Annotated in this window: 22 protein-coding genes, 1 pseudogene and 1 riboswitch; of the genes and pseudogenes, 13 read left to right on the forward strand and 10 right to left on the reverse strand. The window is 71.7% G+C overall.

Annotated features, from left to right (window positions below):
- Window positions 1-473: 473 nt before the first annotated feature.
- Window positions 474-701, reverse strand: coding sequence for a hypothetical protein (locus ABNF97_RS00005; RefSeq protein WP_349337198.1), 228 nt, complete (start codon window positions 699-701; stop codon window positions 474-476).
- A 170-nt stretch (window positions 702-871) separates the two neighbouring features.
- Here ABNF97_RS00005 and ABNF97_RS00010 point away from each other — a divergent pair.
- Window positions 872-1739: pseudogene (locus ABNF97_RS00010) on the forward strand (helix-turn-helix domain-containing protein).
- Between the two features lie 18 nt (window positions 1740-1757).
- The gene (locus ABNF97_RS00015; RefSeq protein ID WP_349337199.1) at window positions 1758-1964 is read left to right on the forward strand and encodes a DUF397 domain-containing protein; all 207 of its coding nucleotides are present in this window, start codon (window positions 1758-1760) and stop codon (window positions 1962-1964) included.
- A 178-nt stretch (window positions 1965-2142) separates the two neighbouring features.
- Here ABNF97_RS00015 and ABNF97_RS00020 read toward each other — a convergent pair whose 3' ends face one another.
- Window positions 2143-2493, reverse strand: a complete 351-nt coding sequence (locus tag ABNF97_RS00020; protein ID WP_130462497.1) for a winged helix-turn-helix transcriptional regulator — start codon at window positions 2491-2493, stop codon at window positions 2143-2145.
- A 44-nt stretch (window positions 2494-2537) separates the two neighbouring features.
- On the opposite strand from ABNF97_RS00020, the gene ABNF97_RS00025 reads away from it, so the two are divergent.
- Window positions 2538-3425, forward strand: coding sequence for an imine reductase family protein (locus ABNF97_RS00025; protein WP_130462498.1), 888 nt, complete (start codon window positions 2538-2540; stop codon window positions 3423-3425).
- 184 nt (window positions 3426-3609) lie between these two features.
- Here the strand turns inward: ABNF97_RS00025 and ABNF97_RS00030 are convergent, their stop codons facing one another.
- The 3 genes from ABNF97_RS00030 to ABNF97_RS00040 form a co-directional block, all read right to left on the reverse strand.
- On the reverse strand, window positions 3610-4137 hold the full coding sequence (locus ABNF97_RS00030; RefSeq protein WP_349337200.1) for an SgcJ/EcaC family oxidoreductase: 528 nt from the start codon (window positions 4135-4137) through the stop codon (window positions 3610-3612).
- A 108-nt stretch (window positions 4138-4245) separates the two neighbouring features.
- Window positions 4246-4788 (reverse strand): MarR family winged helix-turn-helix transcriptional regulator, encoded by a 543-nt coding sequence (locus ABNF97_RS00035; protein ID WP_349337201.1) that lies wholly within the window; start codon window positions 4786-4788, stop codon window positions 4246-4248.
- Between the two features lie 196 nt (window positions 4789-4984).
- On the reverse strand, window positions 4985-5635 hold the full coding sequence (locus ABNF97_RS00040) for a CG0192-related protein (protein WP_349337202.1): 651 nt from the start codon (window positions 5633-5635) through the stop codon (window positions 4985-4987).
- A 203-nt stretch (window positions 5636-5838) separates the two neighbouring features.
- Between ABNF97_RS00040 and ABNF97_RS00045 the strand changes: the two genes are divergently transcribed.
- Complete coding sequence (locus ABNF97_RS00045) at window positions 5839-7029, forward strand: cytochrome P450 family protein (RefSeq protein WP_349337203.1); 1191 nt, start codon at window positions 5839-5841, stop codon at window positions 7027-7029.
- 130 nt (window positions 7030-7159) lie between these two features.
- Here the strand turns inward: ABNF97_RS00045 and ABNF97_RS00050 are convergent, their stop codons facing one another.
- The 5 genes from ABNF97_RS00050 to hrpA form a co-directional block, all read right to left on the reverse strand.
- On the reverse strand, window positions 7160-7945 hold the full coding sequence (locus tag ABNF97_RS00050; protein WP_130462503.1) for an ATP-binding cassette domain-containing protein: 786 nt from the start codon (window positions 7943-7945) through the stop codon (window positions 7160-7162).
- Window positions 7938-8732 carry an amino acid ABC transporter permease gene (locus tag ABNF97_RS00055; RefSeq protein WP_349337204.1) on the reverse strand — a complete coding sequence of 265 codons (795 nt, stop codon included), beginning with the start codon at window positions 8730-8732 and terminating at the stop codon, window positions 7938-7940. Before ABNF97_RS00055 ends, ABNF97_RS00050 begins: the two co-directional genes overlap by 8 nt.
- 82 nt (window positions 8733-8814) lie before the next feature.
- Window positions 8815-9696: an ABC transporter substrate-binding protein gene (locus ABNF97_RS00060; protein ID WP_349337205.1), complete on the reverse strand. Its 882-nt coding sequence runs from the start codon at window positions 9694-9696 to the stop codon at window positions 8815-8817.
- 143 nt (window positions 9697-9839) lie between these two features.
- Window positions 9840-9962 carry a hypothetical protein gene (locus ABNF97_RS00065; RefSeq protein WP_349337206.1) on the reverse strand — a complete coding sequence of 41 codons (123 nt, stop codon included), beginning with the start codon at window positions 9960-9962 and terminating at the stop codon, window positions 9840-9842.
- Between the two features lie 7 nt (window positions 9963-9969).
- Window positions 9970-10061: riboswitch (SAM riboswitch) on the reverse strand.
- A 98-nt stretch (window positions 10062-10159) separates the two neighbouring features.
- The gene (gene hrpA, locus ABNF97_RS00070) at window positions 10160-14242 is read right to left on the reverse strand and encodes an ATP-dependent RNA helicase HrpA (protein ID WP_349337207.1); all 4083 of its coding nucleotides are present in this window, start codon (window positions 14240-14242) and stop codon (window positions 10160-10162) included.
- 278 nt (window positions 14243-14520) lie between these two features.
- Here hrpA and ABNF97_RS00075 point away from each other — a divergent pair, with 278 nt between their 5' ends.
- Genes ABNF97_RS00075 through ABNF97_RS00115 form a run of 9 tightly spaced genes read left to right on the forward strand, consistent with a single transcriptional unit; the run spans window position 14521 to window position 23280 of the window.
- Complete coding sequence (locus tag ABNF97_RS00075; protein ID WP_130462507.1) at window positions 14521-14784, forward strand: phosphopantetheine-binding protein; 264 nt, start codon at window positions 14521-14523, stop codon at window positions 14782-14784.
- A 55-nt stretch (window positions 14785-14839) separates the two neighbouring features.
- Window positions 14840-16093, forward strand: a complete 1254-nt coding sequence (locus ABNF97_RS00080) for a beta-ketoacyl-[acyl-carrier-protein] synthase family protein (RefSeq protein ID WP_349337208.1) — start codon at window positions 14840-14842, stop codon at window positions 16091-16093.
- A complete protein-coding gene (locus tag ABNF97_RS00085; RefSeq protein WP_349337209.1) occupies window positions 16090-17232 on the forward strand; it encodes a beta-ketoacyl-[acyl-carrier-protein] synthase family protein in 1143 nt (380 codons plus the stop codon). The genes ABNF97_RS00080 and ABNF97_RS00085 overlap by 4 nt, the downstream gene beginning before the upstream one ends.
- The gene (locus ABNF97_RS00090; protein ID WP_349337210.1) at window positions 17232-18200 is read left to right on the forward strand and encodes a beta-ketoacyl synthase N-terminal-like domain-containing protein; all 969 of its coding nucleotides are present in this window, start codon (window positions 17232-17234) and stop codon (window positions 18198-18200) included. Before ABNF97_RS00085 ends, ABNF97_RS00090 begins: the two co-directional genes overlap by 1 nt.
- Window positions 18200-19144, forward strand: a complete 945-nt coding sequence (locus ABNF97_RS00095) for an alpha/beta fold hydrolase (RefSeq protein ID WP_349337211.1) — start codon at window positions 18200-18202, stop codon at window positions 19142-19144. Before ABNF97_RS00090 ends, ABNF97_RS00095 begins: the two co-directional genes overlap by 1 nt.
- Window positions 19141-20130, forward strand: a complete 990-nt coding sequence (locus ABNF97_RS00100; RefSeq protein WP_207230489.1) for an acyl-CoA thioesterase family protein — start codon at window positions 19141-19143, stop codon at window positions 20128-20130. Before ABNF97_RS00095 ends, ABNF97_RS00100 begins: the two co-directional genes overlap by 4 nt.
- Window positions 20127-21299, forward strand: coding sequence for a beta-ketoacyl synthase N-terminal-like domain-containing protein (locus ABNF97_RS00105; RefSeq protein WP_130462511.1), 1173 nt, complete (start codon window positions 20127-20129; stop codon window positions 21297-21299). Before ABNF97_RS00100 ends, ABNF97_RS00105 begins: the two co-directional genes overlap by 4 nt.
- Complete coding sequence (locus ABNF97_RS00110; protein WP_349337212.1) at window positions 21296-22339, forward strand: beta-ketoacyl synthase N-terminal-like domain-containing protein; 1044 nt, start codon at window positions 21296-21298, stop codon at window positions 22337-22339. Before ABNF97_RS00105 ends, ABNF97_RS00110 begins: the two co-directional genes overlap by 4 nt.
- The gene (locus ABNF97_RS00115) at window positions 22333-23280 is read left to right on the forward strand and encodes an SDR family oxidoreductase (protein ID WP_349337213.1); all 948 of its coding nucleotides are present in this window, start codon (window positions 22333-22335) and stop codon (window positions 23278-23280) included. The genes ABNF97_RS00110 and ABNF97_RS00115 overlap by 7 nt, the downstream gene beginning before the upstream one ends.
- Window positions 23281-23294: the final 14 nt, after the last annotated feature.

A 23294-nucleotide genomic window follows, 5' to 3' on the forward strand; every position in this document is an offset into this window, starting at 1 on the left:
CCCTCCAACACCCGAAACCGCCCGGCCACGACACACACTGGCTCAACTGGCGCCGCCGTCACCAGGCCCGTGCACGCTGGTTCCACCAACGTGCACGGCTGAACCGGGACTACGCCCTGGTCAACTAGCAATTGGCGGCTGCCGTACTAGTACCGGCGCCGACCGATGAAACTATGCTCCACCCAAAACCTGACACCTTGCGTCATATTTCTTATGCTGGCTCGCGGACGCCGGTGGGCCGCACGACAGCCGGTGCGAGTCTGCACGTCGCGCAGGCTGACGTCGGCGTCGAGCATGGTGGTGGCGAAGCTACAGGTAGCGCTGCTACGCACCCTCTGACAGTCTCTACGAGCGCTGGTCGGCTTGCGTGGTGCTTCTCGGTCAGCAGCCGCATAGCCGCGTAGAACGGCTCCTTGCGGGTCAGTTCCTCCAGGCTCACGAGCTCTTCTTTCTGCCGGGCCGGGGCGGTCCGATCAGGGCCGGGCGCGATGCTGGCCGGCCAGTTCGGAGGTGGTCGTGCCGCAGCGTGGACACCAACGGGACTTGACCCTGAAGGCGAAAAGGCCGACGAGGAAGCCGAGCAGTGTGCAGCCGACCACCGTGCAGAACAGACGCAGCAGTATCGCGACCTCCTGAGTGCAGGGATGCCGGGCAACTGGTTGCCGCCAGACGTTCTGCCCGGCATCCCGGTTGCGGGCCATCCGCCCGAGGGGCGGAGGTGGCCACGACGCGCCCCAGCGGGGGAAGGTGCGCGGGCTGGAGCGCCATGCACGAACGCAAGGCTTGCGAGTGGACGTTCTGTTCATATCGCGCCGCTTTTCCATTGCCTTGCAAACGCAAGCCACATGAGACTGGAGAGGAGCGAAGGAGCGTGAACGTGGCGGCCCGAAAACAACCGCCGACCGTCAGACTGCGCCGACTGGCGGCGGAAATCCGCGCACTGCGACACGGCGCCGGCCTCACCCGGGAAGACGTCGCCGAACGGACCCACATGAATCCCGCCACCCTCTGGCGGCTCGAAACCGCGCGGGCCCGACCCCAGCGCCGAACCCTGCTCGGGCTGCTCGACGTCTACGGCGTCACCGATCCGGAGCGCCGGCTCGAAATGGTCGCACTCGCCAAGGACGCCGGGCAGTTGGGATGGTTGCAAGCGTACGAGGACCAGTTGCCCGACGAGTACAGCACCTACATCTCGTTCGAGTCCGAGGCCCAGTCGGTCCGCAACTACGAGTCGCTCTTCGTCCCCGGCCTGCTCCAGACCGAGGCGTACGCCCGAGCCGTCACCGCCGGACTGTTGCCGAACGGAACGGAGGAGGAGGTCGAAAGGCGAGTCGAGGCGCGACTCAGGCGCCAGGAGACGATCAGCAAGGCCGAGCCGCTCAAAGTGTGGGCGATCCTCGACGAGAGCGTCCTGCACCGCAAGGTAGGCGGTGCGGAAGTGATGCGCGACCAGTTGCAACACCTTGCCAAGCTCACCAAGCTGCCCAACATCACCGTGCAGGTCCTGCCCTTACGAGGTCGGCGCGCACCCGGGCATGTACGGCGCATTCGCGATCATGAGTTTTCCGGATCCGGCGGATTCGGATCTGGTCTACATCGAGAACCGCGTCAACGCCCTGTTCCTTGAACGTGACGCCGACATCGCCAGCTACACGGACCTCTTCGAACACCTACGCGCGGCAGCGCTCAATCCGGCGGCTTCGATCCGCTTGATCGCCCGTGCCGCCGAGCGGGATTGACGGAAGGAGGTGAAGAAGATGTACGACTCTGACCTGACCGATGCCGTCTGGCGTACGAGCATTCGTTCGGGTGCGAACGGCAACTGCGTCGAGGTTGCCGACAACCTGGGCGCCGTCGTCGCGGTCCGGGACAGCAAGGACCGGTCCGGGCCGGTGCTCGCGTTCCGTCCGGCCGCCTGGGCGACCTTCACGGCGTCGCTGAAGCACGGGACGTCGGCGGCGTGACGCGTGCCAGCGCAGCGCTCGGCGGCCCCGCCGGAGCCGTAGGCGGGGCCGCCGTCCGCGTGCCGGGGGTAGCCACTTTCTTGTGCGTACTTGTCGGCCGGAGCGCGCCGGGCGAGCCTGGGTGTGGGCGGTCGAACGGGCCGCCGGATCCGGATCGAGAGGAGGTCGACGGTCTGTTTCAGGAGGCCGACCGGGCGGCGGCGAGCTTCTCCAGGCGGCGGTGCCCCCAGTCGGAGAGCGGCGCCACCGCCTCGGCCAGGTCACGGCCGAACGGGGTCAGCGAATAGACGGTCTTCAACGGCAACACATCGTGCACCTCCCGGTGCACCAGCCCGTCGCTCTCCATCTCGCGTAGCGCCTGGGTCAGCACCTTCTCGGTGAGGCCCGGCAGCCGTCGGCGTAGCTCGGCGGGGCGGTGCGGGCCGGATTCCAGCAGCCAGAGCAGCGAAGTCTTCCACTTGCCGTCGATCACGGCGATCGCGGCGGTCACCCCGCAGACGTTCAGATCCCGGGCTCGGCTGCGTGTCATTGCGTCCTCTTTACCCCATTTTGCACAAGTTCAGGAGTATCGCTATGTCCTCGCACCCCGAACAGTCCGCTGTCACGGTACTCGGTCTCGGACCGATGGGCCGGGCCCTGGCCGGCGCCTTCCTGGACGCCGGCCTGTCCACCACGGTCTGGAACCGGACCCCGGGCCGGGAAACCGCCCTGGTCGAGCGGGGCGCGGTCGCCGCAGGCTCGGCGGCGGAGGCGGTCGCCGCGAGCGGGTTGACCGTGGTCTGCGTGGTGAACAACGACGCGGTGGAGACCATCCTTAGGGCCGGTGCCGTCGCGGACGCGCTCGAGAGTCGCACGGTGGCGAACCTCAGCGCGGACACACCTGACCGGGCACGGGACGTCGCGGCCTGGGCGGCCGAGCGCGGCATCGACTACCTGGACGGCGCGATCATGACGCCGACCACGACCATCGGCACCCCGGACGGGGTCTTCATCCACAGTGGTCCGAGCGACCTCTACCGGCGGCACCGGCCCGTGCTGGAGAGGCTGGGCGGCACCCACACCCACGTCGGCGAGGAGATCGGCCGAGCGGCGGCGTACGACCTCGCCCTGCTCGACATCTTCTGGACCTCGATGGCGGGCTGGGCCCACGCACTCGCGGTGGCCCGGGCGGAGGGAATCACCGCGCGGGAACTGGCGCCCTTCGCCATGGGCATCGGTGAGATACTGCCGCCGATCTTCGAGCAGACGGCGGCGGAGGTCGAGGACGGCAGCTACTCCGGCGCGGACAACCCGATCACCTCGGCGGCCTCGACCATGTCACACGTCGTGCACGCCGCCGAGGCGCACGGGATCGACGCGAGCGTGATGCGGGCGGTCGAGGGGCTCACTCGCCGGGTGATCGGGCTCGGCCACGGCGCGGACGGCTTCCTGAGGGTGGCCGAACTGCTCGGTCGCCGCTGAGTCGTATGTCGAAGTCGGCGCCCGGGTCCGAACTGGCGTGCGGGTCTGCCGGGTGGGAGGTCGTGCTACGGCGAGGTCTCCGGTGGAGGTTCAGCGAGCAGAACCGGGACCGGCGATCTTGTGCACACCTGGCGGTGATGGAGCCGCTCGACCTGGCAGGCCAGCGTCGATTTGCGGCACACCCTTACCCGCCGGCCTGGACCCGGGTGTTCTGGAAGGCCGCGATGAGCCAGCCGTCGGGGCCTTTGGTGGCCACGAAGGTCTGGATCGAGTCCTCACCCATGGGAACGATCTTGCCCCTGGTGTGGAAGATCGCGACATCGGCGGAGAGGAAGCGCAGGTCGACGATCCGCGCTTCGACCTTGCTGTTCTTCAGCACGCTGTCGAACGCGGGCTGAAGCAGGTCGACGATCGCCTGCCGGCCGGCTGCATGGATGCCGCGAAAGTCGATCAGATCGGCGTCGGCGGTGTGGTGCGAGGCGTACGCGGTGGCGTCGCCCCGCGCCCACGCCTCGTTGATCTTGTCGAGCAGTCCTCGAACCTCGGTCTCGTCGGCTCCGGTCACCGCCCCCGTACCGGTACTCGCTGGGGGTGGCACCGACCTGTCGCGGTCTCGGTCGTTGTCCGAGCCACACGCCGCCAACCCGGCCACGGCAATGACCGCGACCGACGCGACGACGAACTGACCGAACCGGAAGCCTCGCACGTGCACGACTCTCCACCTCCATTGACAAGTAGCGACGGCTCCTGCCGTCCGCCAACCAGTCAACCGGGTCGCTGCTGCAAGCAGCAAGTTCTCACAGCAGCTATCCGGGGTAGATCAGGGTGCTCCCTTACCGCTCTCCGGGGACCCGTCAGAGGGTGGTCGCAGGACCCGGCGCCCCCGGGTGGCATGCTGCCGGCCCCCGGCGCGCAGATTGACGGTCTCGGCCCGGGCGTCCTGACGCCCCTGCCGCAGGAACTCGAGCAGGAACCGCAACTCGGCGTCGGAGTACTGGCCGATCTGCCGCTGCCAGCGAACGTTCAGCCGCTCGTAGTACTCCGCGACCTGCCCGACCCGCTCCGGAACCACATGGATCACGACCCGCCGACGGTCCGCCGGATCAGGCTCCCGCCGCACATATCCGCCGCGTTCGAGCCGGTCCACGAGGCGGGTCACCGCACTCGTGGTCATGCCCATCAGCTCGGCCAGCTGTCTGACCCCGGCCGGTCCGGTCTCCAACAGTGCGGCCAGCCCGTGCACGTCGGAAACCGACATGTCGAGCTGATGGGCGACCGCGACCTGAAATCTCACCGCGGCGGAGATGTAGCGCGGCATCTCCTCCACCAACCCACCGATCAGCTCATCCCGGCCCTCCACCATCCACCCCTTCCGACTCCGGCCGTGCGGCCATCGTCTCGACCGTAACGATCAAAGGACGGACGACCAGCACAGCCCGGCGTACCAGCGGAAGTGTCGCGCACGCCGATGGCACGACGTAGCCGGAAGTCGACCCGTGCGCCGGGTGACGGCGCTCAGGTCCGATCGGATCGTCGGCCACTGAGTGGACGGTCCGGCCTCAGCGCAGTACGGCGTACGCGAGCGGTACCGGGGTCGGTTGGCCGGGCCAGGTGCCGGTCAGCGCGGCGGTGGTCGGCATGGCACCGTTCAGCCCGCCGTCTCCGCTTCCGGGGCGGCGGACGACGGCGAGTTCCACGGCGTCCGTGACGATGGTCGTCGGTTCGTCCTCGACCACCCGGCGGACCACGCGTACCGGCGGCAGGACGCTGTCCGGGGTGCCGCTGCCGGTCACGGTCATGCTCGGCTCGCGGACATCGCGTACGCCGTCGACCTCGAAGAACTCCTCCGCCTGGCCGCCGCCGGTGACGATCGCGGCGGCCAGCGCGCTGGCGTAGACCGGGTCGCCGCAGGCGTCGTACACCCAGCGGCGGCCGAGCACCGAGTGCTCGGCCGTGCCGATCAGCCACTCGTCGCCGCCGGGCAGGGGTGCGTCGCGGTAGGTGAGTGGGACCTGGTGTACCGGCCCGTCACCGGACCTGACCAGCATCGTCTCGATCCCGACCGCTCCGTCCGGGTCGTCGAGCCGGAAGTTCGCGACCCGGACGACGTCGGCGGGGGCCGGGCCCCGGTACCATCGCCGGCCGGGCAGCCAGTCCGCCAGGAGTTCGAGTTTGCCGGGATGCAGTGTGGCCCGGTGCAGCAGCGCCATGCCCAAGATCGTAGCGGGCGCCCTCGACGGGTACCCGCTCTGCACGCGCCCGGACGCCCGGGGTCTCAGCGGCGGCGGCGCACCCCGGCACACGGCCGCCGGATAGCCGGGTTACCGCGTCCGGCGCGGACGGTGGCAGCATGGCAGGGACCCCGGATCCGCTCCGGCCGCCGGGCCGTCCACTCGTCGTCTGGGGGAGACGAATGTCGACCATCGCCAATCCGTTCGGGACCGCCGCCGATCTGCACCGGGTCCTCGCCGAGCTGCGCCGGGACAGCCCGGTCGTGCAGATCACGCTGCCGACCGGTGCCACCGCCTGGGTCGTCACCCGCTACGAGGACGCCCAGCGGGCGCTGAGCGACCCACGGCTGGCGAAGGCGACCTCGGCCGGCGGGTTCACCTACCGCGGGATGCTCCCCGACGATGTGGCCCGGGCGGTGGGCCGGCACATGCTGGCGCTGAACCCACCCGACCACACCCGGCTGCGGCGGCTGGTCTCCGGTGCGTTCACCACGCGCAGGGTGGCCGCGCTGCGCCCCAGGATCGAGGAGCTGGCCGAAGAGTTGCTCGACGGCATCGCCGACGCCGAAGAGGTGGACCTGATCGACAGCTTCGCCTTCCCGCTGCCGATCCAGGTGATCTGCGAGCTGCTCGGGGTGCCGGCCGAGGACCAGGCCGACTTCCGCCGTTGGACGGATGCGATCGTCACCGGCCCGATGAACCCCGCCGGACTGCCGCCCGCGTTGACCGCGATCGTCGGCTACATCCGTACGCTCCTGGCGGCCAAGCGCGCCCGGCCGGCCGACGATCTGCTCTCCGCGCTTATCGCGGTGCACGAGCAGGGGGACCGGCTCACCGACGACGAACTCGTCTCGATGGTCTACCTCTTCCTGATCGCCGGGCACGAGACCACCGTCAACCTGATCGGCAACGGCATGCTGCTGCTGTTGGCCGAGCCGAAGCACTGGGCCCGGGTGGTGGCCGAGCCGGAGCTGCTGCCCGGCATCATCGACGAGGTGCTTCGCTACGAGGGCCCGGTGCAGAACGCCTCGTTCCGGACCGCGATGGAGCCGGTCGAGCTGGGCGGCCGGACCATTCCGGAGGGCGCGTCGGTGCTGGTGGCCCTGCTGTCGGCGAACAGGGACCCGGACCGGTTCGCCGAGCCGGACCGGCTGGACCTGGACCGCCCGCCGACGCCCAATCTCGCCTTCGGGCACGGCATCCACTACTGCCTCGGCGCACCGCTGGCCCGGCTGGAGGGGCAGATCGCCTTCGGCGCGCTGGCCCGCCGGTTTCCCGGGATGCGCCTGGCGGTGCCGCCGGAGGAGATCGGCTGGCGGTCCAGCCTGCTGCTCCGTGGCCTGTCGGCGCTGCCGGTCAGGCCGCGCGGCTGACCCGCCGGCACCCGGTGCGCAGCGACGGGACAGCTCGGACGGCACCCCGGACGGAGCGACGGGACAGCTCGGACGGCACCCGGGACGGAGCGACGGGACAGCTCGGACGGCACCCGGGACGGAGCCAAACTCAGAGGACCTGGGAGAGGAACTGCCCGAGCCGAGCGCTGCGCGGGTCCTCGAAGACCTGCGCGGGCGGGCCGGCCTCGACCACCCGGCCCCGGTCGAGGAAGACGACCTGGTCGGCGACCTGCCGGGCGAAGCTCATCTCGTGGGTGACCACCAGCATCGTCATGCCCTGGCCGGCCAGGTCCGCCATCAGCGAGAGCACGCCCTTGACGAGTTCGGGGTCGAGCGCCGAGGTCGCCTCGTCGAAGAGCATCACCCGGGGTGACATCGCCAGCGCGCGGGCGATGGCCACCCGCTGCTGCTGTCCGCCGGAGAGCCGGCCGGGTCGGACGTCCGCCTTGTGCCGCAGCCCGACCAGGTCGAGCTGGCGCAGCGCCAGCTCGGTGGCCTCGTCCCGGGAGAGCTTCCTGAGCTGCCGGAGCGCGAGCGTGACGTTGCGCAGCACCGTCATGTGCGGAAACAGGTTGAACTGCTGGAAGACCATGCCGATCCGCTGGCGCAGCGCGTCCGGGTCCTGGTCGAGCACGCTCACGCCGTCCAGCAGTACGTCGCCCCGGTCCGGCTCCAGCAGCCGGTTGACGACCCGCAGCAGGGTGGACTTCCCGGAGCCGGACGGGCCGATCACGCAGGCGGTCTCGCCCCGGCCGACCTGCAGGTCGATGCCGCGCAGCACCTGGTTGCGGCCGAACGCAAGATGGACGTCCCGGGTCGCGACGCTGACCGACTCGTATCCGGGGCCTGCCCCGTCCGGCCGGGCCGACACCGTCGGAGTGACAGACTCAGGCATGCTGGGTTCCCCTCCCACCCGCCGGTAGCGCGGTCTCGCCGGCCAGCGCCACCGGATCGTCCTCGTCGGGTTCCGGGCCGCCGGCCCGGCCGTCCCGCAGCCACCGGTCGACCCAGTTGACCAGGTGGGTCAGCGGCACGGTGATGGCCAGATAGAACAGCCCGGCGAGCAGCAGCGCCGACTCGTTGCCGGTGTTCGCGGCGTGGTCCTGGCCGATCCGGAACAGTTCCCGCTGGCTGGCCACCAGGCCGAGGAAGTAGACCAGGCTGGAGTCCTTGATCAGTGCGATGAGCTGGTTGACCCAGGCCGGCAGGACCCGGCGTACGCCCTGCGGGATGATCACCAGGCGCATGGCGGCGCTGTGCGACAGGCCCAGGGCCCGGGTCGCCTCCAGTTGGCTGGCCTCCACGCTCTGGATGCCGGACCGGAAGATCTCCCCGATGTACGCCGACGCGATCAGCGACAGCGCCAGGATGCCCAGCGGATACGGGTTGGGGCCCCACCAGGCGAGCCCGAGGGGCGCCAGCCCGACCCCGATCAGCAGGATGGTGACGGCGGCCGGGAGTCCCCGGAACACGTCGGTGTAGACCCGGGCCGGCCAGCGCAGCCACCGGCTCCGGGACAGCCCGGCCATCGCGAGCAGCATGCCGAGCAGCGTCCCCACGATGGCGGAGAGCAGCGCCAGCAGCAGCGTGTTGGGCAGCCCGACCGTGAGCATCTCGGGCAGCGCCTCGCGCATCGACTCCCAGTCGAAGAAAATCTCCCACAGCGTCGCCAGGGTCTCCATCGCCTCGCCTGTCTCGGATCCGGTAGGCGTCGGCCGGCCGCGCGGGGCGGCCGGCCGACGGCTGTCTGCGGTGCTGGCCCGGTCAGCTCGCCGGGGTGGCCGCCGGGCTCGTCGCAGCGGCGTTGACCGGCGGGTACGTCACCGTGCCGCTGCCCGGCTTGAAGCTCTCCGGCACCGGCCGCCCGGGGTAGTACTGCTGCTGGAGACGGGTCCAGGTGCCGTCCTCGATCACCTGGTCGAGTGCGGAGTTCAGCGCCTCGCGCAGCGCGTTGGCGCCCTTGGCCACCGCGAACGCGGTCGGTTCCGAGCCGAGCCGCTTCTCGGCCAGTACGACCTTGCCGCCACTCTCCTGCGCGGACTTCTCACCGATCTCGGCGGGCGCGATCCAGGCGTCGGCGGTCTTCGCCTTGAGCAGGTTGAGCGCGCCGTTGTAGTCGGGTACCCGGACGGGGTCCAGACCCTCCTTGGTGGCGTAGTCGTCCTGCACGGTGCCCTGCACCACGACCACCCGCTTGCCCTTCAGCTCGGTGAAGCTCTTGATCGGCGACCCGGCCGGTACGTCGAGGCCGAAGTAGCTGAAGTCGTACCCGTTGGTGAAGTCGACGGTCTTCTTCCGCGCGTCGGTGATGGTGATCGACGACGAGCCGACGTCGAACTTGTGGGTGTTGACCTGGGCGAGCAGCGCGGAGAACTCGGTACCGACGAACTCGACCTTGAGGCCGAGCTTGCCGGCGACGGCGGTCATCAGGTCGTTGTCGAAGCCGGTGAACCTGCCGTCCCTCAGATAGACGTTCGGCGGGGCGTCGGTCAGGGTGCCGACCCGCAGGGTGCCGGGTTGCAGCAGGTCGTACGGGTTGTCGGCGGCGTCGGCGGAGGAGGAGCCGCCGCAGGCGGCGACCACGCCGAGCAGCGCGACGGCGGCTACCCCGGAGAGGAGGCGGGTGGCGAGGGTATTGATACGCATTGTGCTGAAACTCCAGTAAATATCCGGCGACGACGGGCCGACGACTGTCCCGACCGGCCCAACCGGTCCCGGACAGTACGGCGACTGCGTCGCTCAGGGGGTGTTGACGGGGTGGTCGGATTACCGCCGACCGGCGGTCGCGATCAGTCCGAGGCCCGACAGAGCATGGTGCTGGTCCGGCAGAGGTCGACGTGTCGACGCCAGCGGTGCCAGGTGACATGGAGCCGGCTGAGCCGGCTCGTCCGCCCGGCTCGGATGTTGCGCACTGCGAAACCTCCATCGCTCCTGGCGGTAGCACCCGCACCCGCATTGGGGGGTTGCTGCGACGTCGACGAGCCAGGTCTCTCGGTCGCTCTGGATGGTCGGTGATCAGCCTAGCCAACCCAGGCCCCGACATTCCAACTGGTCAGGGCCGGAATGGCTGTGTTACTCGCCACCCGCCGGGCGGTGCGACCGGCGCGACTCAGCCGGCCTCGGCGACGTCCATCGCCCGGTAGATCCGCTGCTCCGAGATCGGGTACGGCGTACCGAGGGCCTGGGCGAAGACGTTCACCCGGAGTTCCTCGATCATCCAGCGGATCTGCCGTACCGCGTCGTCGCCCCGGCGGGCCGGCGGCAGCGCGTCGACCATCTCCCGGTACTCCTGCTGCACCTGGGCGATCCGGGCCTGCTGGTCGCGGTCCCGTTGCGGGTTCTGCGGCAGCCGATCGAGGCGGCGCTCGATCGCGGTCAGATAGCGCGGCAGGTCGGCGAGCCGGGCGTAACCGGTCTCGGTGACGAAACCCCGGTGCACCAGCCCGGAGAGCTGGGCCCGGATGTCGGCCAGCGCCGCCACCATGGTCAGGTTGTTGGTCCGGGCCAGCCGCTGCTCGACCGCGTACGCGGCGGCGAGCACCCGGCGTACCCGGTCGACGACCTCGAAGGTGGTGTCGACCAACTCCGCCCGGACCCGGTCCCGCAGCGCGGCGAAACCCTCGGCGTCCCAGGCCGGCCCACCGGCCTCGGCGAGCAGCTTGTCCACCGCCGCGTCGGCGGCGTCGTCGAGCAGGTCCTGCACGTTGCGGTGCGGATTGCGGCTCAGCGCCAGCTTCGCCTCGTTGGAGAGCCGGCCCGAGACGAACTTCTGCGGCGAGCCGAGGGTCAGCCGGAGCAGCCGTCGGGTACCGGCCCACATCTGCCGGCCCTGCTCGGCCGCGGTCTCGAAGACCCGTACTCCGACGCTGTCGCCCTCGTCGACCAGGGCCGGATAGGCGGTCACCGGGTAGCCGGCCCGGTCCTGCTCGATCGAGCGCGGCAGCGTGCCGATGCTCCACTCCCGCAGCCCGGAACGCTCGACGTCCGGCGCGGCCGCGGCCACCATCCGGCGTACCTGGGTGGTGAGCTGCCGTTGCAGTGCCGGCAGGTCCTTGCCCTCGGCGACGGTCTGCCGCTCCTCGCCGACCACTCGGAAGGTGGGGCGCAGGTGCGCCGGCAACCGGTCGAGGTCCCAGGCGTCCCGGGGCACGGTCACCCCGGTCATCCGGCGCAGTTGGTGGGTCAGCGCGTCCAGCAGCGGCTCCCGACCGGGGGTGATCGAGGCCAGCGCCGCCCGGGCATAGTCGGGCACCGGGACGAAGTTGCGGCGTACGGCCTTCGGCAGCGACCGGATCAGCGCCACCACCAGCTCCTCGCGCAGCCCCGGCACCTGCCAGTCGAAGCTCTCCGGGTCGACCTGGTTGAGCATCGGCAGCGGGATGTCCACCGTCACCCCGTCGGTCTCCGCCCCCGGCTCGAACCGGTACGTCAGCGGCAGCGCCACCCCCTCCGAGTGCCACTCGTCGGGATAGTCGGCCGCGTCGACGCCGCCCCGTCCCTCGTTGACAAGCATCTGCCGGTCGAAGGTGAGCAGGTCGGGCCGGTCCCGGCGGGTCTTCTTCCACCAGGCGTCGAAGTGCCGGCCGGAGACCACCTCGGCGGGGATCCGCTGGTCGTAGAAGGCGTACAGCGTCTCGTCGTCGACCAGGATGTCCCGGCGGCGGGCCCGGTGCTCCAACTCCTCGACCTCGTCGAGCAGGGCCCGGTTGTCGGCGAAAAACCGGTGGTGGGTCTGCCAGTCGCCCTCCACCAGTGCGTGCCGGATGAACAGTTCCCGGCTCAGCGTCGGGTCGATCCGGCCGAAGTTGACCTTCCGGCCGCTGACCAGCGGGATGCCGTAGAGGGTGACCTTCTCGAAGGCCATCACCGCGGCCTGCTTCTTCTCCCAGTGCGGCTCGCTGTAGCTTCGCTTGACCAGATGGTGGGCGAGCGCCTCCACCCAGTCCGGCTCGATCCGGGCGGCGACCCGGCCCCAGAGCCGGGACGTCTCGACCAGTTCGGCGGCCATCACCCAACGCGGCGGCTTGCGGAACAGCGCCGAGCCCGGGAAGAGGGCGAACTTCGCCCCGCGAGCCCCGAGGTACTCGTTCTTCTGCGTCTCCTTCAGCCCGACGTGCGAGAGCAGCCCGGCGAGCAGCGACTGGTGGATCCGGTCCGTGTCGATGCTCTCCGCGGTCGCGCCGTCGGCCACCTCGGTCGGGGTACCCGGATCGGGTCGGCCGGCGCGGGCGGTCCCGTCGGCCGCCGGCCCGCCGCCGCGCCGACCCCGACCGGCACGGCCGTCGGCCGGGCGTTCGCCGGTGCTCCGGAGCACCTGGCGGAGCTGAGCGTGGATGTCCTGCCACTCCCGGACCCGCAGGTAGTTGAGGTACTCGGCCTTGCACATCCGGCGGAATCCGCTGGAGGACAGCGCCCGCTGCTGCTCCTGGAGGTATCGCCAGAGGTTGAGCAGGGCGGCGAAATCCGACTCCTTGTCGGTGAACCGGGCGTGCGCCTGGTCGGCCTGGGCCTGCCGGTCGGCGGGTCGCTCCCGGGGATCCTGGATGGAGAGGGCGGCGGCGATCACCGACACCTCGGTGGCACAGCCGTTGCGCTCGCCCTCCAGCACCATCCGGGCCAGCCGGGGGTCGACCGGGAGCTGCGCCAGCCGGCGGCCCAGCGGGGTGAGGCGATGCCCGGTCTGCTCGCCGGTCTCCTCCAGCGCGCCCAGCTCGCGCAGCAGGTTGACCCCGTCGGCGATGTTGCGCTTGTCCGGCGGGTCGATGAACGGGAAGGCGGCGATGTCGCCGAGCCCGATCGCGGTCATCTGGAGGATGACCGAGGCGAGGTTGGTGCGCAGGATCTCCGGATCGGTGAACTCCGGCCGGGACAGGAAGTCCGGCTCGTCGTAGAGCCGGATGCAGATCCCGTCCGAGGTACGCCCGCAGCGCCCCTTGCGCTGGTTCGCCGATGCCTGGGAGACCGGTTCGATCGGCAGCCGCTGCACCTTGAGCCGGTGGCTGTAGCGCGAGATCCTGGCCGTGCCGGGATCGACCACGTACTTGATGCCGGGCACCGTGAGCGAGGTCTCGGCGACGTTGGTGGCCAGCACGACCCGGCGGCCCCGGTGCGGCTGGAAGACCCGGTGCTGTTCGGCGGTGGAGAGCCGGGCGTACAGCGGCAGGATCTCGGTGTCCCGCAGGGCCGGGCGATTCTGCACCAGTTTGCCGAGCGCGTCGGCGGTGTCCCGGATCTCCCGTTCTCCGCTGAGGAAGACCAGGATGTCCCCGGGGCCCTCGGCGGCCAGCTCCTGCACCGCGTCGCCGATCGCCTGGATCTGGTCCCGTACGGTCTCCCCGTCGTCGTCCGGGTCCTCGCCGTCGGCCAGCTCGACCAGCGGCCGGTACCGGGTCTGGACTGGATAGGTCCGGCCGGAGACCTCCAGCACCGGCGCCGGCTGGTCGCCGGAGGCGAAGTGCCGGGCGAACCGTTCCGGGTCGATGGTCGCCGAGGTGATGATCACCTTGAGGTCGGGCCGGCGGGGCAGCAGCTGCCGGAGGTAACCGAGGATGAAGTCGATGTTGAGGCTGCGCTCGTGCGCCTCGTCGATGATCAGCGTGTCGTACTGCCGCAGCATCCGGTCCTGCTGGAGTTCGGCGAGCAGGATGCCGTCGGTCATCAGCTTGACCAGCGTGCCGTCCCCGACCTGGTCGGTGAAGCGGACCTTGTAGCCCACCACCCCGCCCAGTTCGGTGCCGAGTTCGTCGGCGATCCGGTCCGCCACGGTACGTGCGGCCAGCCGGCGCGGCTGGGTGTGCCCGATCAGCCCCCGGACGCCCCGACCCAGCTCCAGACAGATCTTCGGCAGCTGGGTGGTCTTGCCGGAGCCGGTCTCACCGGCCACGATCACCACCTGGTGGTCCCGGATCGCGGCGAGCAGGTCGTCGCTACGGTCGCTGACCGGCAGCCCGGCCGGATAGGTGATCACCGGTACGGCGGCCCGGCGGTGGGCGAGTCGCTGCTCCGCCGTGTCGATCTCAGCGGCGATCTCGGCGGTCGCCGCCTGCCGCCGCCCGAGATCACGGATCTTGGCCAGCCCGTCCACCCGGCGCTGGAGCCGGCGCTGGTCGCGGAACATCAACTCCGGCAGCCGGCGTCGGAGCGCGGGAAGGTCGGCGGCGGGTACGGCAGGGGCGGGCGGTGGCGTCTGCATGTCGTCGCCAAGGATAGGCAGGCCCGGGCGGTGACCGCCCGCGAGTTACCGACCTTCCGGCGCGGGGTGCCCCGGCGATCGGTCCCTATATGGCGGACCGCCCGTCGCCATATAGGAGAAATATAGTCGCGGCTCACACACTCGGGACAGTACCGCGATCCGATGGTGCCGCCAGACGGCGGAGGCGGCAAACGGTATCGGGCGATGAGGCGCACGGCGCCACCAGCCAGAGCTAGCCATCGAGACATTAACTCTTCCGAGCCGTTTCTGGAGGCGACATGACCAGCACGACCCCGACCAGCACCGACATCGACCGCGAGCAGGTCAAGGAGATCGTCTGCGAGATTCTGGAAATCGACGCCGACGAGGTTACCGAGACCAGTCTCTTCAAAGAGGACCACGGTGCGGACTCACTGCTCGCGATCGAAATTCTCGCGGCGCTGGAGCGGAATCTGCACGTCACGATCGACCAGGCGGAACTGAGCCGAATGGTGAATCTGCAGGGCGTTTACGCCGTCGTCGGCGAGGCGGCGAACGCCTGAGCACGCCGCGCGGACGGCGAAGTCGGGTCGGAAGACTACAGGTGAGTGAGGCGCGATGATGAGCGTTCTGCCAGGCGATGCTCGATCGCCCCGCCGGGTGGTCGTCACCGGGCTCGGCGTGGTGACCAGCATCGGAATCGGGGTCGAGGAGTTTCTCGCCGGGCTGCGGGCCGGTCGGAGCGGGGTCAAGCCGATCACCGCGTTCGACACGACCGGGTTCGCGCACGCCAACGGGTGCGAGATCACCGACTTCGACCCGGCCCGCTGGCTGCATCACGTCGACCCGGCGCAGCTCGGCCGGGCGAGCCAGCTCTCGGCCGCCGCCGCCGGCATGGCGGTCGCGGACGCGGGCATCTCCGTCGACGCGCTGCGGTCCCGCCGCGCGCTGGTGTCGGTGGGGACCACCGACGGTGAGTCCCACGACCTCGACCAACTGGTCGGGGTCCAGGTCGACCGGGGCGCCGAGCACTTCGACCCGGTCGTAACGCGTCGGGTCCCCGCCGGTCGCCTCTCCTCCAGCATCGTCGCCGAACTCGGGCTGACCGACGTCGAGGCGGTGACGATCCCGACCGCCTGCGCGGCCGGCAACTACGCGGTCGGGTACGGCTTCGACGCGATCCGCAGCGGCGACGTGGAGTTGGCCCTCTGCGGTGGCGCCGACGCGTTGTGCCGGAAGACCTTCACCGGCTTCTACCGGCTCGGCACCATCGCCCCGGAGGCGTGCCAGCCGTTCGACCGCGACCGCAAGGGCATCCTCACCGGTGAGGGCGCCGGCATCCTGCTGATGGAGAGCCTCGACTCGGCGCGGGCCCGGGGCGCGCGGATCTACGCGGAGGTGCTCGGCTACGGGCTCAACTGCGACGCGTACCACCCGGTCGCGCCGGACCAGAACAGCATCGCCCGCTGCATCGAGCTGGCCCACCGCAACGCCGGGGTGAAGCCCGGCGACATCGACTTCATCTCCGCGCACGGCACCGGGACCAAGGCGAACGACGTGACCGAGGCCGGCGCCATCCGGCAGGTCTTCGGGCAGCGCCCGCCGCGCACCGTCTCGATCAAGGGGATGATCGGGCACACCATGGGTGCGGCGAGCGCCCTGGCCTCGGCCGCCTGCGCCCTGGCCATCACCCACAGGTTCATCCCGCCGACCATCAACCACGTCGAGACCGACCCCGAGTGTGGGCTCGACTGCGTGCCGAACGTGGCTCGGGACGCCGACCTGCGGGTGGTGCAGAACAACGCACTCGCCTTCGGCGGCAACAACGCGGTGCTGATCCTCGGCCGGTACGACGAGGTGGGGACGGCATGACCGCGCTGGTGGTGGGGATGGGCACGGTGGCCAGCATCGGCGGCAACACCGTCGAGTTCTTCGACTCGCTCTGCGCCGGCTACAGCGGGCTGGCCGAACTGCGCGGCTTCGACCGCAGCCGGTACCGGGCGCAGCACGCGTACGAGATCGACGACCGGCCGGGGCCCGGCTGTGACGAAACCCTGCGGGCCAGCCGGTGGCTGGAGCGGGCGGTAGCCGCCGCGCTGGCCGACGCCGGGCTCGACGACGACCTCGGCGACATCCCGGTGCTGATCGGCACCACGCTGCGCGAACTGCGCTCGGTCGAGCTGAGCTGGCGCGACGGTGTGCCGTTCGACGTGCGCGACCTGCACTTCGGCACCGTGCTGCGGAAGAGGTTCGGCGCCACCAACACGCACACGGTGGCCAACGCCTGCTCGGCCTCGCTCTACACCCTCGGGCTCGGCACGGACCTGCTGGAGCTCGGTGCCGCCGAGACCGTGGTGGTGGCCGGGGTCGACACCATCACCGAGAGCACCTACGGGCTGCTGGACCGCTGCTACCCGGAGGCGCCCGAGCGGGTGCGGCCGTTCGACCGGGACCGCCGGGGAATGCTCCAGGGCGAGGGCGCGGTCGCCGTGGTGCTGCGCCGGGAGGCGGACGGGCCCGGCGCCGGACACCGGCACGCCCGGGTCCGGGGCGTGGCGATGAACTGCGACGCCTACCACCCGTCGGCGCCGGACGCCAAGAGCATCGCGCTGGTCACCCGGGAGGCGCACCGGCGGGCCGGGGTGGAGCCGGCCGACGTCGACCTGCTGATGCTGCACGGCACCGGTACGGCGCTGAACGACGAGGCCGAGGCGCAGGCCGTCCGGGAGGTCTTCTCCGGGGTGGCGCCCACCCCGTACATGACCGCGATCAAGTCGATGACCGGGCACACGGCCGGCGCCTCCGGGCTGCACAGCCTGGTGGTCGCGGTCGAGACGCTGCGCTCCGGGGTGATACCGCCGATCCTCGGCCTGGACAACCCGATCGACGAGGTCGACGGCTTCCGACTGGTACGCGAGCACGCCGAGCTGGCCACCCTGCGGGTCGCCCAGGTGGACTCGTTCGGCTTCGGCGGGCTGAACGCCGTCGCGATCGTGGAGAAGGTGTCCTGATGGCTCCGGCCGACGTGGTGGTCAGCGGGGTGGGCGTGGCGGTCTCCGGAATCGCCGGCCCCGACGACCTGCTCCGGCGTGCTCCGGCCGGCGGCGACTCCGACGACCCCGCGCGCCGGCTGACCGGCAAGGGGCTGCGCTACAAGGACCGGGCCACCCGGCTCGCGCTCTGTGCCGGCCGGGACGCGCTGGCCGACGCCGGACTCCTCGGTGACCCGGGCCTGACCGTGCCCGGTGAGACCGTCGGCGTGGTGGTCAGCTCCAACTACGGCAACGTCGACACGATCTGCGACACGGTCTCGACCATCGCCGCGGAGACGTACGTCGGGCTGAGCCCGATGGCGCTACCGGCCACCGCCAGCAACGTGATCGCGTCCTGGCTGGCGATCTGGTTCCGGCTGCGCGGCGCCAACCTGACCATGTGCAACGGGTCGACCTCCGGGCTGGACGCGGTCAACTGGGGCCGGCTGCTGGTGCGGGCCGGCCGGGTGGACCGGGTGCTGGTGGTCGGGGTCGAGCCGGCGAACGACCCGGTCCGCCACCTGGTCAGCGGCGGGCGCTCCAACCGCGAGGACGATCCCCGGCTCTTCGACGGCGCCGCCGCGCTGGTGCTGGAGTCGGCGGCGGCGGTGCGGGACCGGGGCGTCGAGGCGCTCGCCGAACTCGGCCCGTACGCCCGCAAGGCGGACCAGCCGGCGGCGGTGGCGGCGGTCCGGCGTACCGACCCGCGACCGGTGGACATGTGGTTCGGCGCCGGAGTGGGCGGCCCGGCCGGGATGACCGAGCGGAGCAGTCACGACCTGACCGCCGACCACGGGCACTGCTCCGGGGCGCTCGGCGTGCTCCAGTGCGTCGCCGGCACCGCCTGGCTGAACGGGCACGACCGGGGTGCCGTACTGGCCAGCGCCGACGGCGACGGCTCGGACGCGGCGGCCGCGCTGCTGCTCACCGCGGGTGGAGGCCGGTGATGAGCACCTACGCGCCGTCGAGGGCGGACGCCGACCATGATCTCGGGGTCCGGGCTGACCGGGCGGTACCGCGCGGTGTCGGGGTACCGGTGCGGTGCCGGCGGTCCGGTGCCGGCACCCGGCCGGTGCGCACCCTGCTGCTGCACGGCCTCGGCAGCAGCCGGGCCATCTGGGACCGCTTCGAGTCGCGGGCGCCGGAGTGGCTGGAGCTGTGGGACGTCGAGCTGCCGTGGGCGAGCGTCGGCGACAACGGCTGGAGCCACCGGGCCGACGCCACCGGCGCGGTGGCGCAGGCGCTGGCCGGGGTGGACGGTGGCGCCGACCTGGTGGTGGCGCACTCGTTCGCCGCGAACACCCTGCTGGAGCTGCTCGCCCCGACCGGCGCGGAGACGGCGCCGGAGAGCGTCCGGCCGGCGATGGCCCCGGCGGCCACGGCGGGAGTGCCGCTGCCCCGGGCGGTGGTGCTGGTCTCGCCCTTCTACCGGCCGGCCGCCGCCGACTTCGACTGGGCGGCGATCGACTTCTACCTCAACGACTTCCACCGGATCCTCGAGGAGGGGATCCGGGTCAGCGCCCCGGCCGGGCTGCCCGCCGAGGTACGCGCCGCGATGGGCGAGCGGGTCCGGGAGCGGATCGGCCCGTACGGCTGGATGCGCTTCTTCGACGCGTACCTGCGTACCCCGTTCCTGCCCGTCGCCGACCTGCCGCTGCCGCTGCTGGTGGTCTCCGGCGACGGCGACTTCGCGGCCCGGCCCGGCGACGGTCGGGCGCTGGCCGACGCCGCACCCGCCGGCCGGTACGCGCTGCTTCCCGGCTGCGGCCACTTCCCGATGGCGGAGCACCCCGACCGGTTCGCCGCCCTGGTGGCGGACTTCGCCCTCCCGCTGTCGCCCCCCGACACACACCCGGAACCGATCCTCGACACACACCTGGAGCGCACGTGAACTCGACGACCCTGGCACCCCGTCCCGTCTCCGAACCGGCCGGGGACGGAGTGACCCGTGTGGAGCTGCGGCCCCGGTACGAGGGGTCCAACATCTGCACCTGGATCGGCTTCAAGCACGTCAACTACCTGGTCGAGGAGGCCGTCCTCGACCACCTGCGGCAGCGCGGCTTCGCGCCCGGCGGGCTGTACGAGCGGCACGGCCTCTGCGTCGACATCGTCGACATCGACAGCCGGATCACCCACGCCTTCCACATCGACGACGTGGCGACGGCCGAGGTCCGGCCGCTGCCCGGGGACGCGCTCGCCTTCGCGGTGGAGATCTCGGTCGACGGCACCCCGCCGATCAAGGCGGTCAGCGCGAAGGTCCGGGTGGAGCTGCGCATCGACCCGCACGGGCACCCGGCACAGCAGGTGCCGGCCGAGCTGGCCCCGTACGCGGTGTCGCGGCTGGGTCAGTCGCCGGTCAAGGTGACCCGGCCGGCCGCCGCCGGCCCGGCACCCGAGGGCGACCTGCTGGCCGGACTCACCGCCGGCCGCAACGCGTACGCCTGGAAGTGGCGGATCCCGTACTTCTACTGCCACTTCACCGAGCGGATGCAGATGTCCGGCTACCTGCGGCAGATGGAGGAGGTCGTCGACCTCTTCCTGGCCGACCGGGGCGTCTCGATCAAGCGGTTGCTGGACGAGCAGGACTGGATCCCGGTGGTGCCGCATTCCCGGATCACCATCCTCGACGAGGCGCGGATGGAGGAGGACCTCTACACGGTCTTCACCGTCGAGAACGTCTTCAAGCGGCTCACCTACACCTCGCGGATGGACTGCTACGTCCTCCGCGACGGCATCCTGGTGCCGACCGCGACGGGGAGGATCACCCACGGGTACGCGGTGATCGAGAACCGTCGTGACTGGAGCCTGGTGGACTTCGACGACCGTCTCGCCGGCGCGCTGGAAGGTGCGCCGGCTGCCCCGAGTACGCGTCGATGACCGGCGTCGCCATCACCGGCCTCGGTGTCGTCACGTGCCACGGCAGTGGTACGCGCGCCCTCTGGGACGCGATGATGGCGGCACCGGTTACCGACCCGGGTCCGGTGCCGGACCCGTACGCGAACATGGACGTGCCGGCGGTGCAGTGCGTCGCCGACGCCGACCTGCCGGCGCAGTCGCAGGCGCTGGCCCGGACCTCCCGGCTGGCGCTGACCGCGGTCGACGAGGCCATCGCCGACGCCGGCCTGCCGCTGGGCGGGCCGGCGTCGGCGGGGTCCCGGACCGGCCTGGCCCTGGGCACCTGCATGGGTGACGCGAGCCTGCACGAGCAGTGGCGGGCGGACGGTGGCAAGCCGGCCGCCCGGTTCACCTCGGCGCTCGGCGTCGCCTCGGAGATCGCCGACCGGCTCGGGCCGCTGAGCGTCGCGACCACGATCAGCAACGCCTGCGCGGCCGGCGGCTTCGCCCTCGGGGCCGCGGCCGACCTGGTCCGGTCCGGCGAGGCGGACGTGGTGCTGGCGGTCGGGGCGGACGCGTACAGCCGGGTGATGCTGGCCTGCTTCAACCGGATGGGGGCGGTGGACCCGGTCCGGTGCCGCCCGTTCGACCTGCACCGCCGGGGTACGTCGTTCGGCGAGGCCGCCGGCGCCCTGGTGGTGGAGTCGGCGGAGCACGCCCGGGTCAGGGGCGCGACGGTGCACGCCACGCTGTCCGGCTCCGGCTGGACCTGCGACGCCCACCACCTGACCGCACCGGAGCCGGCGGGCACCCAGATCATCCGGGCGATGCGGGCGGCGCTGGATTCCGGCGGTGCCGACCAACGGATCGGCTGCGTCCTGCCGCACGGCACCGGTACCCAGCTCAACGACGTGGTGGAGGGCCGGGCCCTGAACGACGTGCTCGGTCCCGACGTGCCGCTCTACAGCCTCAAGGCGCTGATCGGGCACACCGGCGGCGCGGCGGCCTCGGTCGCCGCGGTGGCGGCGGCGCTGATCCTGCGGCACCGGACCGTGCCGCCCAACGTGCCGATCGCCGAGCAGGACCCGGAGTGCCGGGTCTGGCTGCCGCAGGGCGTGACCACCCCGCTCGACGTCGACCGGGTCATGGTCAACGGCTACGCCTTCGGCGGCAACAACGTGTCTCTGGTGCTCGCGGGGGCCGGCGGATGAGCCGGATCGGGACCGGGGTCGGAGTCGCCGGCCACGCGCCGGCTCCGGTGCCGTCGGTCGGCCGGGTGCCGGGCCGGATGCCGCCGGCCGGCCAGGTCGTGGTCACCGGGATCGGCGTCTGCGCACCGCCGGTGGACCGGCCGGCGACCGGTGCCTGGTTCGACGTCCGCACCCGGCTCGGCCGGCGCGGCTACAAGTACCTGCCGGCCGCCTGCCAGTACCTGCTGGTGGCCGGGCGGGACGCCCTCGACGACGCCGGTGGCTGCCTCGACGGCGCCGGTGAGGAGTTCCGGGGTGTGGTGATCGGCACCAACAACGGGGTGGCGGCACTGCACGACGAGCAGGACCGCACCGTGATCGCCGAGCATGCCGGCGAGCTGAGCCCGGTCACCGCGCCGTTCGGGGCGGTCAACGTGCTGACCAGCCGGCTGTCGATGGAGCACGGCTTCACCGGGATCAGCCTGACCCTGACCTCGCCGCTGGTCGCCGGCCTGGAGTCGATGCAGGTCGGCGCGCGGGCGTTCGCGGCCGGCCGGGTCAACCTGCTGCTCGCCGGGGCGATGGAGCAGGCGGTGCCGGCGCCGGAGGCGGCCGCGCCGGAGGAGGGCGCGGTGGTGCTGTTGCTGGAGCCGCCGGAGCGGGCGGAGGCGCGGGGCGCCACCGGCTACGGCCGGTGCGCGGTCCGGACCCTGCTACTGCCGCCGCGCGGGCTCGGCTCCGGTGCGGTCCGGGAGCGGGCCGCGGCGGTGGTCCGGGAGGCGGCGCGTGACCTCGGTGCCGACCAGGTCCCGGTGTACGCGCTGCTGGACGACTCGCCGGTCAGCGAACTGGTGGCCGGTGCGGTACCGGCCGCCGTCGGCCCGGTGCGGGATGCCGGCCCGCCCGCCGCCGGCAGCCTCACCCCGATGCTCCGGCTGGCCGACCGGCTGCGCGCCGCCGACGGGGACAGCCTGCTGGTCACGGCGGCCGGCACCGGAAACGTGGCGATGGTCCGGATCTGGCGGACGGCCGGATCGACGAATAGGAGCGCGGGATGCTGATTCCCCTGGAAGGCACATGGAGTCTGCTGCTGGGCGCGTCCAGCGGCATGGGGCGGGCGACCGCGCTGGCGCTGGCCCGGGAGGGCGGCAACGTCATCGGCGTGCACCTGGACATGGGCGAGCGGGCCGAGGCGGCCAAGGCGCTCGAAGCGGAGCTGCGCGGGTACGGCGTACAGGCGCACTTCTTCAACGTCAACGCGTCCAGCCGGTCGGCCCGGGCCCAACTGCTGCCCACCATCACCGAGCTGACCGGGGCGCGCGGGCTGCACGTCGTACTGCACTCGCTGGCGTTCGGTTCGCTGCTGCCGTACCTGCCGCGTGCCGGCTGGGACAGGACGTTGGGCCAGCGGCACCTGGAGATGACCGTCGACGTGATGGCGCACAGCCTCGTCTACTGGGTGCAGGAGCTGATGGCGGCGAAGCTGCTGCACCGGGGCGCGAAGGTGTACGCGATGACCAGCTCCGGCGCCACCTCGGTGATGCCGAGCTACGGCGCGGTGTCGGCGGCCAAGTGTGCCCTGGAGTCGCACGTCCGGCAGCTCGCCTGCGAACTCGCCCGGTACGGCGTCGCCGTGAACGCCCTCTGCGCCGGGGTGACCGTGACGCCGGCCCTGGAGCGGATCCCGGAGCACTCGCAGTTCGTCGCCCAGGCCAGCGCCACCAACCCGCACGGCCGGCTCACCCGGCCCGAGGACGTCGCCGAGGCGATCCTGCTGCTGTCCCGCACCGACTCGTCCTGGATCACCGGCAACACGATCGGGGTCGACGGGGCCGAGAACATCGCCGGAATTCCGGCCTGGAGTCCCCGGCACGCCGAGGCCGCCGAACCGGACCCGGCGAAGGCGGCAGCCGAGCCGAACGCGACGCCTGACGCGGCACCCGAGCCGAACGCGGCACCCGAGCCGGACGGGACGCCGGTCGCGGCGTCGGCTGCGGTCTGAGGGGAGAAGAGACA

Source organism: Plantactinospora sp. B6F1 (assembly GCF_040120695.1).
Lineage (GTDB): Bacteria > Actinomycetota > Actinomycetes > Mycobacteriales > Micromonosporaceae > Plantactinospora.